Annotated in this window: 18 protein-coding genes; 9 read left to right on the forward strand and 9 right to left on the reverse strand. The window is 64.6% G+C overall.

Going from position 1 to position 13,944, the window contains the following annotated elements:
• Nucleotides 1–34: 34 nt before the first annotated feature.
• Entirely contained in the window at nt 35–589 is a 555-nt protein-coding gene (locus ACZ9GA_RS31860; RefSeq protein WP_457358134.1) for a YbhB/YbcL family Raf kinase inhibitor-like protein, read from the reverse strand.
• 253 nt (nt 590–842) lie between these two features.
• On the opposite strand from ACZ9GA_RS31860, the gene ACZ9GA_RS31865 reads away from it, so the two are divergent.
• Entirely contained in the window at nt 843–1,727 is an 885-nt protein-coding gene (locus ACZ9GA_RS31865) for a sugar nucleotide-binding protein (RefSeq protein ID WP_457358132.1), read from the forward strand.
• Nucleotides 1,720–2,649 (forward strand): NAD-dependent epimerase/dehydratase family protein, encoded by a 930-nt coding sequence (locus tag ACZ9GA_RS31870; RefSeq protein WP_457358130.1) that lies wholly within the window; start codon nt 1,720–1,722, stop codon nt 2,647–2,649. The genes ACZ9GA_RS31865 and ACZ9GA_RS31870 overlap by 8 nt, the downstream gene beginning before the upstream one ends.
• A 102-nt stretch (nt 2,650–2,751) precedes the next feature.
• Here the strand turns inward: ACZ9GA_RS31870 and ACZ9GA_RS31875 are convergent, their stop codons facing one another.
• The 5 genes from ACZ9GA_RS31875 to ACZ9GA_RS31895 form a co-directional block, all read right to left on the reverse strand.
• Nucleotides 2,752–3,450: an OmpW/AlkL family protein gene (locus ACZ9GA_RS31875; RefSeq protein ID WP_457358128.1), complete on the reverse strand. Its 699-nt coding sequence runs from the start codon at nt 3,448–3,450 to the stop codon at nt 2,752–2,754.
• Nucleotides 3,451–3,555: 105 nt separating this feature from the next.
• The gene (locus tag ACZ9GA_RS31880; RefSeq protein ID WP_457358126.1) at nt 3,556–4,068 is read right to left on the reverse strand and encodes a DUF3299 domain-containing protein; all 513 of its coding nucleotides are present in this window, start codon (nt 4,066–4,068) and stop codon (nt 3,556–3,558) included.
• 11 nt (nt 4,069–4,079) lie between these two features.
• Nucleotides 4,080–5,345 (reverse strand): ABC transporter permease, encoded by a 1,266-nt coding sequence (locus tag ACZ9GA_RS31885; protein ID WP_457358124.1) that lies wholly within the window; start codon nt 5,343–5,345, stop codon nt 4,080–4,082.
• Nucleotides 5,345–6,067: an ABC transporter ATP-binding protein gene (locus tag ACZ9GA_RS31890; protein ID WP_457358122.1), complete on the reverse strand. Its 723-nt coding sequence runs from the start codon at nt 6,065–6,067 to the stop codon at nt 5,345–5,347. The genes ACZ9GA_RS31885 and ACZ9GA_RS31890 overlap by 1 nt, the downstream gene beginning before the upstream one ends.
• The gene (locus ACZ9GA_RS31895) at nt 6,067–6,654 is read right to left on the reverse strand and encodes a DUF2796 domain-containing protein (RefSeq protein ID WP_457358120.1); all 588 of its coding nucleotides are present in this window, start codon (nt 6,652–6,654) and stop codon (nt 6,067–6,069) included. Before ACZ9GA_RS31895 ends, ACZ9GA_RS31890 begins: the two co-directional genes overlap by 1 nt.
• Before the next feature lie 255 nt (nt 6,655–6,909).
• Between ACZ9GA_RS31895 and ACZ9GA_RS31900 the strand changes: the two genes are divergently transcribed.
• The gene (locus ACZ9GA_RS31900) at nt 6,910–7,257 is read left to right on the forward strand and encodes a hypothetical protein (RefSeq protein ID WP_457358118.1); all 348 of its coding nucleotides are present in this window, start codon (nt 6,910–6,912) and stop codon (nt 7,255–7,257) included.
• Between the two features lies 1 nt (nt 7,258).
• On the opposite strand, the gene trxA is transcribed toward ACZ9GA_RS31900, so the two are convergent.
• The 3 genes from trxA to ACZ9GA_RS31915 form a co-directional block, all read right to left on the reverse strand.
• Nucleotides 7,259–8,131 carry a thioredoxin gene (gene trxA / locus ACZ9GA_RS31905; RefSeq protein ID WP_457358116.1) on the reverse strand — a complete coding sequence of 291 codons (873 nt, stop codon included), beginning with the start codon at nt 8,129–8,131 and terminating at the stop codon, nt 7,259–7,261.
• A 65-nt stretch (nt 8,132–8,196) separates the two neighbouring features.
• Nucleotides 8,197–8,844 (reverse strand): class I SAM-dependent methyltransferase, encoded by a 648-nt coding sequence (locus ACZ9GA_RS31910; protein WP_457358114.1) that lies wholly within the window; start codon nt 8,842–8,844, stop codon nt 8,197–8,199.
• Entirely contained in the window at nt 8,841–9,293 is a 453-nt protein-coding gene (locus tag ACZ9GA_RS31915; RefSeq protein WP_457358112.1) for a YbaY family lipoprotein, read from the reverse strand. Before ACZ9GA_RS31915 ends, ACZ9GA_RS31910 begins: the two co-directional genes overlap by 4 nt.
• Before the next feature lie 107 nt (nt 9,294–9,400).
• Between ACZ9GA_RS31915 and nrdR the strand changes: the two genes are divergently transcribed.
• The 6 genes from nrdR to nusB all read left to right on the forward strand — a co-directional run bounded on the left by nrdR (nt 9,401) and on the right by nusB (nt 13,926).
• Nucleotides 9,401–9,865, forward strand: coding sequence for a transcriptional regulator NrdR (nrdR, locus tag ACZ9GA_RS31920; RefSeq protein WP_166363187.1), 465 nt, complete (start codon nt 9,401–9,403; stop codon nt 9,863–9,865).
• A 2-nt stretch (nt 9,866–9,867) separates the two neighbouring features.
• Nucleotides 9,868–11,004: a bifunctional diaminohydroxyphosphoribosylaminopyrimidine deaminase/5-amino-6-(5-phosphoribosylamino)uracil reductase RibD gene (gene ribD, locus ACZ9GA_RS31925; protein ID WP_457358109.1), complete on the forward strand. Its 1,137-nt coding sequence runs from the start codon at nt 9,868–9,870 to the stop codon at nt 11,002–11,004.
• A gap of 45 nt (nt 11,005–11,049) precedes the next feature.
• Nucleotides 11,050–11,712 carry a riboflavin synthase gene (locus ACZ9GA_RS31930; protein ID WP_027982036.1) on the forward strand — a complete coding sequence of 221 codons (663 nt, stop codon included), beginning with the start codon at nt 11,050–11,052 and terminating at the stop codon, nt 11,710–11,712.
• Between the two features lie 15 nt (nt 11,713–11,727).
• A complete protein-coding gene (gene ribBA, locus ACZ9GA_RS31935) occupies nt 11,728–12,819 on the forward strand; it encodes a bifunctional 3,4-dihydroxy-2-butanone-4-phosphate synthase/GTP cyclohydrolase II (RefSeq protein ID WP_027982037.1) in 1,092 nt (363 codons plus the stop codon).
• Nucleotides 12,820–12,952: 133 nt separating this feature from the next.
• The gene (ribH, locus tag ACZ9GA_RS31940) at nt 12,953–13,429 is read left to right on the forward strand and encodes a 6,7-dimethyl-8-ribityllumazine synthase (RefSeq protein ID WP_008374078.1); all 477 of its coding nucleotides are present in this window, start codon (nt 12,953–12,955) and stop codon (nt 13,427–13,429) included.
• The gene (gene nusB, locus ACZ9GA_RS31945) at nt 13,426–13,926 is read left to right on the forward strand and encodes a transcription antitermination factor NusB (RefSeq protein ID WP_027982038.1); all 501 of its coding nucleotides are present in this window, start codon (nt 13,426–13,428) and stop codon (nt 13,924–13,926) included. Before ribH ends, nusB begins: the two co-directional genes overlap by 4 nt.
• Nucleotides 13,927–13,944 lie beyond the last annotated feature (18 nt).

Raw genomic sequence — 13,944 nt, forward strand, 5'->3', positions numbered from 1 at the left:
GTCCGTAAACGACCATTATGCCTTGCGCAATACCTTAGTGGCCGTACAGGCCCACCACATTGCGGCCGGCCAGTGCATGGCCACTCAGGCGTGCCATCAGCTCCTCGCGCGTCAGCCCCTCGGGCAACGACCCGGGCTTGAGATCCGTAGCAATCACGGTCAGCACATAGTGATGCGGCTGATCACCCGGCGCCGGGCAAAAACCGCGGAAGTCCGCAGTGCCGGCGATGTTCTTGCCCACGGTGATGCCCGGCACGCTGACCAGCGCTTCACCTTCCTTGATGCCACCACGCTGCGCCGGGATGTTGTAGGTCACCCAGTGACTGACGCCCAGGCCGTTATGGCCGTCCACATCCAGAATCAACACCGCCATCGACTGCGTTCCGGCCGGCAGGTCGCTCCACGACACCTGTGGGTTATGACGCTTGCCCGTCCCGCATTCGGCCGGGGTGTCTGCGGCGCTGACGTTGACCTTGCCGCCTTCGGCGAAGGCGTCGGTGCTGACTTTCATTGTGGTGGCGCTGGCCATTTGGGTGGCGGCCAGCAGCAGGGTGGTGGTGCAGGTGGTGAGCAGGTGACGCAGTTTCATGAGCAAATCCATTCATTCGCAGCGGGCATGCTTCAGACAGGCGAGCGGCCGCAGCCGACCATCATAAAGGCAGGTCTGGATCCCATGATGAAACTAAGGCTAATGTCCAATGCCCCATGGACGCTGCCGATTGATCCCCGCAGCACAAACCCGCAAAATGCAATAACATAAGCCTCTTGACCGATCGCCACGTGGCCCTGGCCGCGGTCGATCCCTGGCTCACAGACTTAACCGGACCGGACCTGCTGACTCTATGCGAATGCGCCTTATGCTGTTGGGCGGCGGTAATGCCCTTGGGCAAGCGCTGATTCGTCTCGGGGCGGAGGAAGACATCGGCTTCCTCGCTCCCCGCCCGCCGGAAAGCGGTTGGGATGCGGCGAGCCTCACCCAGTTGCTCGATGACACCCGCCCCGATGCACTGATCAACCTTGCCTACTATTTCGACTGGTTCCAGGCCGAAAGCGTCAGTGAGACCCGGCTGGCCCAGCAGGAGCGCTCCGTGGAACGCCTGGCCGAACTGTGCCAGCACCATCAGATTGTGCTGGTGCAGCCGTCCAGCTATCGGGTGTTCGATGGCTCGCGTGCCACTGCCTACAGCGAGAAAGACGAACCCGTGCCCCTGGGCCTGCGTGGCCAGGCGCTGTGGCGCATCGAGCAGAGCGTGCGCGCCACCTGCCCGCAGCATGTGCTGCTGCGTTTCGGCTGGTTGCTGGATGACAGCGCCGACGGCGTGCTGGGGCGTTTCCTCACGCGGGCCGAGCAGCCGCAGGAAATCCTGCTGGCCGATGACCGTCGCGGCAATCCCACGCCCGTGGACGATGCGGCCCGGGTGATCATCTCGGTGCTCAAGCAACTGGACTGTGAGGCGCCCCTGTGGGGCACCTACCACTACGCCGGCAACGAGGCCACTACGCCGCTGGCGCTGGGCCAGGCGATCATCAGCGAGGCGGCCACGCTGCACAAGCTGGCCATCGAAGCACCGACCGCCCAGGCCCACGCCGCGCGGCCCGACGCCGCCGACGAGCCGCAGCACGCGGTGCTGGCCTGCAAGAAAATCCTTCATACCTTCGGGATCAAGCCCCGCGCCTGGCGCTCCGGGCTCCCAAGCCTACTGGACAGATATTACCGACATGGCTGATGCACCTGTACTGATCACCGGGGGCGCCGGTTTCATCGGCTCCAACCTGGTGGATGCCCTGCTGGAAAAGGGCCATGCCGTCCGGGTCCTCGATGACCTTTCCATGGGCAAGCGTTCCAACCTGCCGCTGGACAATCCGCGGGTTGAATTGATCGAGGGCGACGTCGCCGATGCTGCCTTGGTGGCTCGCGCTGCCCAAGGCTGCAAGGCCGTGGTGCATTTGGCCGCCGTGGCCTCGGTGCAGGCGTCAGTGGACGACCCGGTCAAGACCCACCAGGCCAACTTCGTAGGCACCCTGAATGTCTGCGAGGCCATGCGCATCGCCGGCATCAAGCGCGTGGTGTTTGCCTCCAGTGCTGCGGTGTACGGCAACAATGGTGAAGGCGAAGCGATTGCCGAAGACACGCCCAAGGCACCGCTGACCCCTTACGCGTCGGACAAGCTGGCCAGCGAGTACTACCTGGACTTCTACCGCCGTCAGCATGGCCTGGAGCCGGCGATCTTCCGCTTCTTCAACGTATTCGGTCCACGCCAGGATCCATCGTCGCCGTATTCGGGTGTGATCAGCATCTTCTGCGAGCGCGCCCAGGCCGGTCTGCCGATCAGCCTGTATGGCGACGGCGAGCAGACCCGCGACTTCATCTATGTAGGTGATCTGGTGGCGGTGCTGATGCAGGCACTGGAAGCGCCAGGCGTGGAGGAGGGCGCGGTGAACGTCGGCCTTAACCAGGCCATGAGCCTCAACCAGTTGCTGGCCGAGTTGAAGTCGGTGTTGGGCAGCTTGCCCGAGGTCAGTTATGGCGAAGCGCGCCCGGGGGACATCAAGCATTCGCGGGCCAACAATGCACGCCTGCTGCAGCGCTTTACCCTGCCTGAAATCACCCCCATGGCCACCGGCCTGCGCAACTTGCTGGGCCTGTAAAACACCGTAGCCGCTGCCGCCAGGCTGCGCTGGCCCCTGAGTTCACTGCAGATACCCAGTGTGAACGAGGGACAGCGCAGCCTGGCGGCAGCGGCTACAGGCTTAGAACTTGTAACCCACACCCACCATGTAAACCCACGGATCAACGTCCACATTGACCTTGGTGCGGCCCACGCCCAGGGCGGTCGGGCCGTCGACGCTGGCCTGGGTGTCGATGTCCACGTACCACACGGCGGCGTTGACCATGATGTGGTCCGTCAGCATGTAGTCCGCGCCAATCTGCGCTGCCCAGCCCCACGAGTTTTTCAGGTTCAGGTTGCTGAAGCCTTCCGACTTGCGCTCGCTGGTCAGGTCTTCACCGTAGAACCAGGTGTAGTTAAGGCCTACGCCGGCATAGGGCTGGAACTTGGAGCTGGCTTCCATGGGGTAGTACTGCAGCGACAGGGTCGGTGGCAGTTGCTTGATATCAGCCAGTTTGCCGTCCAGGCCGGACACGCCGGTGGCAGAGCTGACGCCCTTGACGCCCACCTTGTGCTGGAACGGCGTGGCCGCCAGCAGTTCCAGGCCCACATGGTCAGTCAGCATGTAGGCGAAGGTCAGGCCCAGCTGGGTGTCGTTGCTCAGGGTGGCCTTGGTGCCGGAAACCTTGGCGCCGTCCAGCTTCAGGTTGCCGCTGTCTTCGTTGGGCGCGGTTTCGATGGCGCCCGCGCGGACGATGAAATCACCGGCTTGGTGAGCGTGGGCGAAGGGAGTGACGAGGGCCAGGCTGAGCAGCGAGGCTCCCAGGAGTTTCGAGTTCATCGGGTCTTCCATGGGCAAGGGGACAAAGGCTTGGCCCATGGTAGGAAGGCTCTGGAGCAGGTGTTTTGACTCAGCTCAATAAAACTGTCATTTAACGGCTGCCGATCACTCCGGCAGCTCGTAGATGTAGATCTTGTCGGCTTCCATCTGATAGCCCGCATCAGCCAGCTCGCTGTCAGACCTTTTCACCCGCATGGTGCCTTCCACCCAGAACGCCTGGTACAGGTCGTCGAGCTTGACCCCGACCTGGCTGGTCACGTGCACGATCTGGTTCGACGGTGGCGGCGGCACGTGGATGCAGGCGCCGTAGTACGGCACCAGCAGGAAGTCGGTGGTGCGCCCATCGTCGCTGACTTCCAGCGGCACAATGAAACCGGGCATCTTCACGTTCTGGCCGTCCAGCGCCTTGACCACCGGCGCGTCGGGTTGCTGCTGCTTCACCGCTGGCGCCGACTCCATGTCGGTGCCCATCTTCGACAGGTCGTGCATCGGTGTCATCTGCGGGGCGACCTTGGGCGCGTCGGGCGGAATCATTTCCGCCCAGGTCAGCTCGCGAGGTTGCGCCGCCCATAGGCTGGGGGCGGCGATCATCAGCAGGAACAACAGGGCGGCTTTCATATCGGGACGGCTCACAGGTGAATGGACAAGCCATCGGCCAGTGACTGCCGATACGCGCGCCAGGCCGGTACGGCGCCCATGACCAGGGCTGCGGCGAGGATAATCCCCAGCAGCGACCATTCATAGGCGGTGGGTGCCGACAATGGCAAATACAGGCCGTAGTTGGCCTGCACATAGCCCTGCGCTGCGGCGATGCCGGCATACAGCAGCGCCACGCCAGCGACGATGCCGCACAGGGCCAGGGAGAACGCCTCCAGGATCAGCAGGCTGGCGATATGCCAAGGCCGGGCGCCCACCGAGCGCAGGATGGCCATCTCCCGGCGCCGCTCGTTGAGGCTGGTCAGGATAGCCGTGAGCATGCCGATCAGGCCGGTCAGCACCACGAACAGCGACACCACGAACAAGGCTTTCTCGGCCGTGCCCATCAGCCCCCACAGTTCCTGCAGGGCCACGCCGGGCAGGATGGCCAGCAGCGGCTCGCCGACGAAGTCGTTGATTTCACGCTGCAGGGCAAAGGTCGAGATCTTGTTGTTGAGCCCCAGCATCATGGCCGTGATCGCCGTGGGCGTGAGGTCCATGTTACGTGCCTGGTCAGCGCTGATGCGCCCGGCGCCACGGGCGGGCACGCCGTTGTGCCAGTCAATGTGAATGGCCTCCATGCCGCCCAGGCTGATGTGCAGCGTGCGGTCCACCGGCGTACCGGTGCGCTTGAGGATGCCAACCACGGTGAACGGCTTGTCGTCGTGCTTGACCAGGCTGATGGCGGCGGTGCCATGGGCCAGCACCAGGCTGTCACCCAGTTTGTAATGCAGGGCCTCGGCCACTTCGGCGCCCAGTACCACTTCGAACGGATCGGTGGCGAAGAAGCGCCCGGCCGACATTTCCAGCGGCTGGTGATGGCCGTACTGGTAATGCTCGAAGTAGGACTGGTCGGTGCCCAGTACCCGGTAGCCGCGGTGCGAATCACCCAGCGACATGGGGATGGCCCACTTCACCCGCGGGTCGTGGGCGTAGTGCTCGAAGCTGTCCCAGCGGATGTTGTTGGTGGCGTTGCCGATGCGGAACACCGAGTACAGCAGCAGGTTCACCGAGCCGGAGCGGGCGCCGACAATCAGGTCGGTGCCGCTGATGGTGCTGGCGAAGCTGGTGCGCGCCTCGGTGCGCACGCGCTCCACGGCCAGCAGCAGGCACACCGACAGGGCGATGGCGAAGGCGGTGAGGAAGGCGGTAAAGCGCCGGTTGGCCAGGCTGGCCACGGCTAGACGGAACAGGTACATCAGACTTCCCCTGGTACGGCAGGGCGCGCGGCCCGGTTGAGTTCGGCCAGTGACAGGCTGCGGTCGAACAACGGCGCCAGGCTTTGATCGTGGCTGACGAACAGCAGGCTGGAGCCGGCCTCGCGGCATTCGGCGAACAGCAGGCGAATGAAGGCTTCGCGGGCGTCATAGTCGAGGGCCGAGGTGGGCTCGTCGGCGATCACCAGTTCCGGCTGGCCGATCAGCGCGCGGGCAGCGGCCACCCGTTGTTGTTGGCCAATCGACAGGGTGTCGGCACGGCGTTGCAACAAGGCCGGATCGGTCAGCCCCAGGTGCGCCAGCAAGGTGGCTGCGGCCTGGTCGACACTGCCGTGGCGCTGTTTGGCCCGCTCGGCGCGCTGGCGCGAGAAGTGGCAGGGCAGCTCGACGTTTTCGCGCACCGACAGGAACGGCAGCAGGTTGAACTGCTGGAAGATATAGCCGGTGTGATCGACGCGAAAACGATCGCGGCGGCCCTGGCTCATCTGGCCAAGCTCATGTCCCAATACCTGGACGCTGCCGCTGACGGGTTTCTGCACGCCCCCCAGCAGGCCCAGCAGGGTGGTCTTGCCACTGCCGCTGGGGCCCTTGAGGAACAGGGTTTCGCCGGCTTCCAGGCGGAACGCCGGGATATCCAGCAGGGCGGGCTGGCGCGGCCAGGCAAAGTGCAGGTCGCGCAGTTCGATAAGGGCGGTGCTGGTCATCAGAAGCTCAGCGTGCTGTTGTCCGGGGTAGCATCCAGGCCTTTCTGGCCGGCTGGCGCGATCAGTTGTACCACGACCTTGTGGGTGGCCGGGAAGGTCTTGAATACCTGCGACAGGTCCAGGGCCTTGAGCTTGTCCGGCGAGGTGCAGGTGAATTCGTAGGTAGCGTGGATTTCGCTGTGGTGATGCTCTTCGCCGGCCGCGTGTTCGTCGTGGTCGTGATCATCGTCGTCATCGTCGGCAGGCATCGCATCGCCGAACAAGGGGCTCTGCAAGTGCTGGCTGGCCACGCTGCAACCGGCGGCGGCCGGCAGGTTGAACAGTGCCAGGGGCTTTTCCAGCAAGGCGCGCGCCTTGGCCACGGCGGCCTTGTCGGCGTCGGTGGTGGCCAGGTGTTCGAAGCCGACGATGTTCATGGCCGGGGTCTGCAGTTCCAGCGCCAGGGTCTGATCGTCCAGCGCGGCGTTGACGCGGGCGGTGCCGTGTTCATGCGTGTCCAGGCTGCCGTGTTTGACCGTGGTGTCGTCGGCGTGGGCAACGGCCAGAGGCAGCAGCGCGAAGGGCAGGGCAAGCAGAAGTCGGCGCATGAAAAAATCCTGATGAAAGATGAATAATTGTAACGTTATAACAACTTTAAAGTGCCAGCACCATAAAGGCCCAGATGAAATTTTGCGCACCACTCGAACGCAAACCCGTAGCCGCTGCCGCCAGGCTGCGCTGGCCCTGAACCACACTGGAGATCTTTAAGGTTCATGCCGGCCAGCGCAGCCTGCGGCAGCGGCTACGGTGTTCAGTGTTCGGGGAGGTGTGGGAACATGGCCCTTCGCAGACGAGGACTCACCATGCTACGAATTCGCGGAACCATCGGCGCCTGGCCGGTGGACTTGACCATCGAGATGGACGCCGCCGACTGGCAGCACCTGGGCGCGCAATTGAACGTGCAGGCCGAAACCCCGGCCACACCGGCGCCCACGGCAAAACCCGCCGCGCAGAACGACGCCCTGTGGCAGTCGACGCTACAGCTGGTTCAACAAGCGGGGCAGATCAGCGGCCCGGAACTGCTGGGGCAGCTTGAAGGGCTGGCGGGCAGCACGGCGGCGGGCAAGCGCCTGCTGGTGCGCCTGCGCCACTGCCAGGAAGTGCGCGTGGAAAGCGGCGCCGACGCGCCGCTGTATTGCTGGGTCGATTGACTCAGTAGAGGGCGGCAAACAACTTGCGACGGTAGGTGGTGACCAGCGGATGGTCATTGCCCAGCAGCTCGAATACCTGCAGCAGCGTCTTGTGCGCCACGCCTTCGTTGAAGCTGCGGTTGCGGGTGAACAGCTTCAACAGGGCATCCAGGGCCGCCTCGTATTGCTGGCGCGACAACTGCTGGATGGCCAGTTGGAACACGGCTTCGTCGTCGTTGGGGTTCTGCGCGATGCGCGATTTCAGGTCGGCGGCATCCGGCAGGTCAGCCGCCTGGCGCAGGAAGGTCAGCTGGGCCTTGGCGCCGGCCAGTGCAGCCTTGTGCTCATCGCCCTTCACCGCTTCCAGCACGGCCTGGGCTTCGGTCAGCTCGTTGCGCTCGGCCAGGCAGCGCGCGTACAGAATCAGCGCACGGGCGTTGGTGTTGTCCTCGCCCAGCAGCACCCGCAGGATCTCCTCGGCCTTGGCGAACTGGCCTTCGTTGAACAGCGCCTGGGCGGCTTCGAACGGATCGGCAACTGGCGCTTCGGGCATGTGCACGTGCGGCTCCAGCATGGCGCGGATCTCGGACTCCGGACGCGCTTCAGCGAAACCGTCCACCGGCTTGCCGTCCTTGAACAGCACCACGGTCGGCAGGCTGCGAATGCCGAAGTGGGCGACGATGTCCTGTTCCACATCGCAGTTGACCTTGGCCAGCAACAGCTCGCCCTGGTAGCTCTCGGCGATCTTTTCCAGCAGCGGCATCAGCACCTTGCAGGGCGCGCACCAGTCGGCCCAGAAGTCCACCAGTACGGGCTGGTCGAAGGACTTGTCGATTACGTCTTGCTGGAAGCTGGCAGTGGTGACATCGAAAATATACGGCGTGGGCTGGCTCATCGTGCATCTCGAAAAAAGCGGTAATGGTTGCACTATAAAGGCTGGCGCCGCTGGCCGAAAGCGCCTCAGCCGCGCTGGGCGTGGTAGAGGCTGACGTTGCGGAATTCGTGGGGCTCGGCCAGGTCGGGCAAGGTGCAGGCCTGCAAGCGTGCCAGCTGGCGATACACCGGGTGGCTGAAGTCGCGGACCCGGGAATCGGCGACCAGTGCCTCGCGGCCGCGGCTGAGAAACTGGTCCAGCAATGGCAGGTTGGCACGGTCATACAGCACGTCGGCGACCAGGATCAGGTCGAAGCGATCGTCCTCGGCGAAGAAGTCGGCCGAATAACTCAGGCTGACGCCGTTGAGCTCGGCGTTGGCGCGGCAGGCATCCAGCGCCAGCGGGTCCAGGTCGCAGGCCACGACCTCGGCGGCACCCGCTTTGGCAGCGGCAATGGCCGCAACGCCGGAGCCGGCGCCAAAGTCCAGCACGCGCTTGCCTTCCACCCACTGCGGCTGTTCGGCCAGGTAGCGGGCCATGGCCAGGCCACTGGCCCAGCAGAAACTCCAGTAGGGCGGCTCGTGCAGGATGCGCCGGGTTTCCTCGGGGCTGAAGGCGCGGTCCATGTTGTCGCCGTCGATCAGCCACAGGCGCAGGTCGGTGCCCGGCAACGTCGTGGGCACCAACTGTGCGTCACCCAGCAGTTCGCCCAGGGCTTGTTGCAGGGCCTTCATGGCGCCTGCAGCAGCTGCAATTGGCCAAGCGCCTGGGTAGTGGGCTGGCTGACCGGTACGGCCGGCAAATGCAGGATCAGCTGCCCGGACTGGCTGGCGCGGCCACGCAGTTCAACGCGCAGGCCCTGTGGGAAGGCCTCGGGGTTGAAGCGCAATTGGAACGGCAGGGCTTTGCCGGTACCGATCAGCTTGGTGCTGGCCAGCAATTTTTGCGGACGGCTGCGCTCATCCACCGCCAGCAACGCCAGTTCAACCTCGGCATTGGCGGGTGCGCCCAGCACGGTGCCGGTCAGCTCACGTTGGAACGCAGGCAGCGGGCCCAGCGGTTCTGCACCGATGGCGGCGGGTTTGGGGGCTGGCGCCACGGGCGCCACAGGCTTGGGCTTGTCGCTGCTGCAAGCCGCCAGCAGGGCGACCAGGCTCAGCAAAATCAGGGGGCGTAGGGGCATTGGCAGATCCATCGCAATAATTATCCACTGTATACCGCAAAGGCTTTGGCTTGTCTTGCCAGTGGGATGCGCTACCATGGCCCTCCCATTTTTTGTTGCCTGCCACCATGCACTGTCCCTTCTGCGGTGCCAACGACACCAAGGTCATCGACTCGCGACTGGTCGCCGAGGGCGAGCAAGTGCGCCGCCGTCGCGAATGCCTGGCCTGCGGTGAGCGTTTCACCACCTTCGAAACCGCCGAACTGGTTTTGCCGCGCCTGATCAAACAGGACGGCAGTCGCCAGCCCTTCGACGAAGAAAAACTGCGCGCCGGCATGCAGCGGGCGCTGGAAAAACGCCCGGTCAGCGTCGAGCGCCTGGAAGCGGCCCTGGCCCACATCAAGCACAAGCTGCGCGCCACCGGTGAGCGCGAGGTCAAGTCGCTGGTTGTCGGCGAGCTGGTGATGGCCGAGCTGCAGAAGCTCGATGAAGTCGCCTACATTCGTTTCGCCTCGGTGTACCGCCGCTTCCAGGACCTGGACGAATTCCGCGAGGAAATCGACCGCCTGGCCCGCGAGCCGGCCAAGGAGTGAGCATGCCCAGCGAGCAAGCGGTCCTCGACGCTCATTACATGGCGCGCGCCATCGAGCTGGCGCGCCGCGGCCTGTACACCACGCATCCCAACCCGCGGGTGGGTTGCGTGATTGTGCGCGACGGTCAGGTAGTGGGCGAAGGCTGGCATGTGCGCGCCGGCGAACCCCACGCCGAGGTGCATGCCCTGCGCCAGGCGGGCGAGCTGGCGCGCGGCGCTACTGCTTACGTGACCCTTGAACCGTGCAGCCATCATGGCCGCACCCCGCCGTGCGCCGATGCCCTGGTGAATGCCGGGCTGGCGCGGGTGGTGGCGGCCATGCAAGACCCCAACCCCGAAGTCGCCGGTCGAGGCCTCAAGCGCCTGGCCGATGTCGGTATCCAGGTGCTTAGCGGGGTGCTGGAGGCCGAATCCCGGGCCTTGAACCCTGGCTTCCTCAAGCGCATGGAGCACGGCGTGCCGTTCGTGCGGGTCAAGCTGGCCATGAGCCTGGACGGTCGCACAGCCATGGCCAGTGGCGAAAGCCAGTGGATCACCGGCCCGGCAGCGCGCTCGGCCGTGCAGCGCCTGCGGGCGCGGTCCAGCGTGGTATTGACTGGCGCCGACAGCGTGCTGGCCGATGGTGCGCGCATGACCGTGCGCGCCGAGCAATTGGGCCTGGACCCCGAAACCACGGCGCTGGCGCTCAGCCGTCCGCCGTTGCGCGTGCTGATCGACGGCCGCCTGCGGGTGCCGCTGGATGCACCGTTTTTCCAGGCCGGCCCCGCGCTGGTGGTGACCTGTGCCCAGGGCGCGGAGGCCAGCGTGTATCAGCAGCAGGGCCATGAGCTGCTGATGGTGGCCGCCGTCGATGGTCACGTGGACCTGGCGCAATTGCTCCAGCTGCTGGCCGCCCGCGGTACCAGCGAAATCCTCGTGGAAGCCGGCCCCACCCTGGCCGGCGCCTTCGCTCGCCAAGGCCTGGTGGACGAGTACCAACTGTTCATTGCCGGCCAGTTCCTGGGCTCCACTGCGCGGCCCTTGCTGGACTGGCCGCTGGCGCGCATGGCCGAGGCACCTCGGCTGAAAATCATTGAAATGCGTGCCGTTGGGGATGACTGGCGAGTCATCGCAATACCTGCCCCGACGGCAAGCGTATAATTTGCACCTCGCGCCCAGCGCAGGCCCGGTTCCGTAGGAGGACCCATGTTCACCGGCATTATCGAATCCATCGGCAGCATCCGTTCGTTGACCCCCAAGGGCGGTGACGTACGTGTTTACGTAGAAACCGGCAAGCTGGACCTCGCCGACGTCAAACTGGGCGACAGCATCGCCGTCAACGGCGTGTGCCTGACTGCAGTGGAACTGCCGGGCGACGGCTTCTGGGCCGACGTCAGCCGCGAGACCCTGGACTGCACCGCGTTCCACGAGCTCAAGGCCGGCAGCCGCGTCAACCTGGAAAAGGCCCTGACCCCAAGCTCGCGCCTGGGCGGCCACCTGGTCAGCGGCCACGTCGACGGTGTCGGCGAAATCGTTTCGCGCGAGGAAAACGCCCGCGCCATCCAGTTCCGCGTGCGCGCGCCCAAGGAGCTGGCCAAGTACATCGCCCACAAAGGCTCGATCACCGTCGACGGCACCAGCCTGACCGTGAACGCCGTGGACGGCGCCGAGTTCGAACTGACCATCGTCCCGCACACCCTGGCCGAAACCATCATGGCCGACTACCGTGCCGGCCGTAAGGTCAACCTGGAAGTGGACCTGCTGGCCCGTTACCTGGAGCGCCTGCTGCTGGGCGACAAGGCGGCCGAGCCGTCCGCCGGTGGCATCACCGAGAGCTTCCTGGCCGCCAACGGCTACCTCAAGTCCTGATATAGGGGGTGCCGCGTGGCGCTCAACACAATCGAAGAACTGGTGGAAGACATCCGCCAGGGCAAGATGGTCATCCTGATGGATGACGAAGACCGTGAAAACGAAGGCGACCTGATCATGGCCGCCGAGTGCTGCCAGGCCGAGCACATCAACTTCATGGCCAAGCACGCCCGCGGCCTGATCTGCATGCCCATGACCCGTGAGCGCTGCGAGCTGCTGAAGTTGCCGCTGATGGCACCGCGCAACGGTTCGGGCTTCGGCACCAAGTTCACCGTGTCCATCGAAGCCGCCGAAGGCGTGACCACCGGCATCTCCGCCGCCGACCGCGCCCGCACCGTGCAGGCCGCGGCCGCCAAGGACGCCAAGGCTGAAGACATCGTCAGCCCCGGCCACATCTTCCCGCTGATGGCCCAGGCCGGTGGCACCTTGGCCCGCGCCGGCCATACCGAGGCGGCCTGCGACCTGGCGCGCATGGCCGGGTTCGAGCCCAGCGGCGTGATCTGCGAAGTGATGAACGACGACGGCACCATGTCCCGTCGCGCGGAACTGGAAACCTTCGCGGCCGAACACAACATCAAGATTGGCACCATCGCCGACCTGATTCACTACCGGATGATCCACGAACGTACCGTTCAGCGGATTGCCGAGCAGCCGCTGGACAGCGAACTGGGTCAATTCAACCTGGTCACCTACCGCGATGCCGTGGAAGGCGACGTGCACATGGCGCTGACCCTGGGCACCATCTGCGCCGAGGAACCGACCCTGGTGCGGGTGCACAACATGGACCCATTGCGCGACCTGTTGATGGTCAAGCAGCCCGGCAGATGGAGCCTGCGGGCCGCCATGAGCGCGGTTTCCGAGGCTGGCAGTGGTGTGGTGCTGTTGCTTGGCAACCCGGTGGACGGCGACGTGCTGCTGGCGCATATCCGCGAAACCGCCGAGAGCGCGCCAGTGAAAAAACCGACCACCTACAGCATCGTCGGTGCCGGTTCGCAGATCCTTCGCGACCTGGGCGTGCGTAAAATGCGCCTGATGAGTTCGCCAATGAAGTTCAATGCGATATCCGGATTCGACCTGGAAGTAGTAGAATACGTGCCCTCCGAATAAACACGGTTTCAGGGTCGCCAGATTGCCAGGCCAGCGCTATGGTTTTTCAGGTGACCCCGCACGTTCTTGTTCGTGACCCATTACCCCATAGGACGCCCTTGGCGTCCTTGCTCTTTAAGACGAGACTCACCGAATGACCCTGAAGACCATCGAAGGTACCTTCATTGCCCCCAAAGGTCGCTATGCCCTGGTGGTTGGCCGTTTCAACAGCTTCGTCGTCGAAAGCCTGGTGAGCGGCGCGGTTGACGCCCTGGTTCGCCACGGCATCAGCGAAAGCGACATCACCATCATTCGTGCCCCTGGCGCCTTTGAAATCCCGCTGGTTGCGCAGAAAGTCGCCCAGCAGGGTGAGTACGACGCGATCATCGCCCTGGGCGCGGTCATTCGTGGCGGCACCCCGCACTTCGAATACGTGGCTGGCGAATGCACCAAGGGCCTGTCCCAGGTGTCCATGGAGTTCGGCGTACCGGTTGCCTTCGGCGTACTGACCGTCGATTCCATCGAGCAAGCCATCGAGCGTTCCGGCACCAAGGCTGGCAACAAGGGCGCTGAAGCTGCCCTGTCCGCCCTGGAAATGGTCAGCCTGCTGTCGCAGTTGGAGGCCAAGTGATTTCCGACGAAAGCGATCGTTTCAACCCGCGCGATCCAAAACCTGCGGATGCTGGCAAACCTTCCAAAAGCATGAAGCGTCGCGAAGCCCGCAAGCTGGCCACCCAAGCCCTGTACCAATGGCACATGGCAAGCCACTCGCTGAACGAGATCGAAGCGCAGTTCCGCGTCGACAACGACTTCACCGACGTCGACGGTGCCTACTTCCGCGAGATCCTGCACGGCGTGCCTGCCAGCAAGACCGAGATCGATGCCGTGCTCAAGCCGTGCATGGACCTGGCCCTGGAAGAGCTGGACCCGGTTGAACTGGCCGTGCTGCGCCTGTCCACCTGGGAGCTGCTCAAGCGCGTCGACGTGCCGTACCGCGTGGTGATCAACGAAGGTATCGAGCTGGCCAAGGTCTTCGGTTCCACCGACGGCCACAAGTTCGTCAACGGTGTGCTGGACAAGGTAGCGCCGAATGTTCGCGCCGCCGAAGTGAAGGCATTCAAGCGCTGATTCACGCGCTTGCAGACC

The organism is Pseudomonas sp. TE3644 (assembly GCF_056278815.1).

Excerpts from the sequence above, each read along its gene's own strand:
- ACZ9GA_RS31890 (WP_457358122.1), bottom strand. The coding sequence starts at position 6,067 with ATGACCAGCACCGCCCTTATCGAACTGCGCGACCTGCACTTTGCCTGG.
- ACZ9GA_RS31915 (WP_457358112.1), bottom strand. The coding sequence starts at position 9,293 with ATGCCCCTACGCCCCCTGATTTTGCTGAGCCTGGTCGCCCTGCTGGCG.
- nrdR (WP_166363187.1), top strand. The coding sequence starts at position 9,401 with ATGCACTGTCCCTTCTGCGGTGCCAACGACACCAAGGTCATCGACTCG.
- ACZ9GA_RS31860 (WP_457358134.1), bottom strand. The coding sequence starts at position 589 with ATGAAACTGCGTCACCTGCTCACCACCTGCACCACCACCCTGCTGCTG.
- ACZ9GA_RS31930 (WP_027982036.1), top strand. The coding sequence starts at position 11,050 with ATGTTCACCGGCATTATCGAATCCATCGGCAGCATCCGTTCGTTGACC.
- ACZ9GA_RS31875 (WP_457358128.1), bottom strand. The coding sequence starts at position 3,450 with ATGAACTCGAAACTCCTGGGAGCCTCGCTGCTCAGCCTGGCCCTCGTC.
- trxA (WP_457358116.1), bottom strand. The coding sequence starts at position 8,131 with ATGAGCCAGCCCACGCCGTATATTTTCGATGTCACCACTGCCAGCTTC.
- ACZ9GA_RS31870 (WP_457358130.1), top strand. The coding sequence starts at position 1,720 with ATGGCTGATGCACCTGTACTGATCACCGGGGGCGCCGGTTTCATCGGC.
- ACZ9GA_RS31900 (WP_457358118.1), top strand. The coding sequence starts at position 6,910 with ATGCTACGAATTCGCGGAACCATCGGCGCCTGGCCGGTGGACTTGACC.
- ribD (WP_457358109.1), top strand. The coding sequence starts at position 9,868 with ATGCCCAGCGAGCAAGCGGTCCTCGACGCTCATTACATGGCGCGCGCC.
- ACZ9GA_RS31865 (WP_457358132.1), top strand. The coding sequence starts at position 843 with ATGCGAATGCGCCTTATGCTGTTGGGCGGCGGTAATGCCCTTGGGCAA.
- ACZ9GA_RS31880 (WP_457358126.1), bottom strand. The coding sequence starts at position 4,068 with ATGAAAGCCGCCCTGTTGTTCCTGCTGATGATCGCCGCCCCCAGCCTA.
- ribH (WP_008374078.1), top strand. The coding sequence starts at position 12,953 with ATGACCCTGAAGACCATCGAAGGTACCTTCATTGCCCCCAAAGGTCGC.
- ACZ9GA_RS31895 (WP_457358120.1), bottom strand. The coding sequence starts at position 6,654 with ATGCGCCGACTTCTGCTTGCCCTGCCCTTCGCGCTGCTGCCTCTGGCC.
- ACZ9GA_RS31885 (WP_457358124.1), bottom strand. The coding sequence starts at position 5,345 with ATGTACCTGTTCCGTCTAGCCGTGGCCAGCCTGGCCAACCGGCGCTTT.
- ACZ9GA_RS31910 (WP_457358114.1), bottom strand. The coding sequence starts at position 8,844 with ATGAAGGCCCTGCAACAAGCCCTGGGCGAACTGCTGGGTGACGCACAG.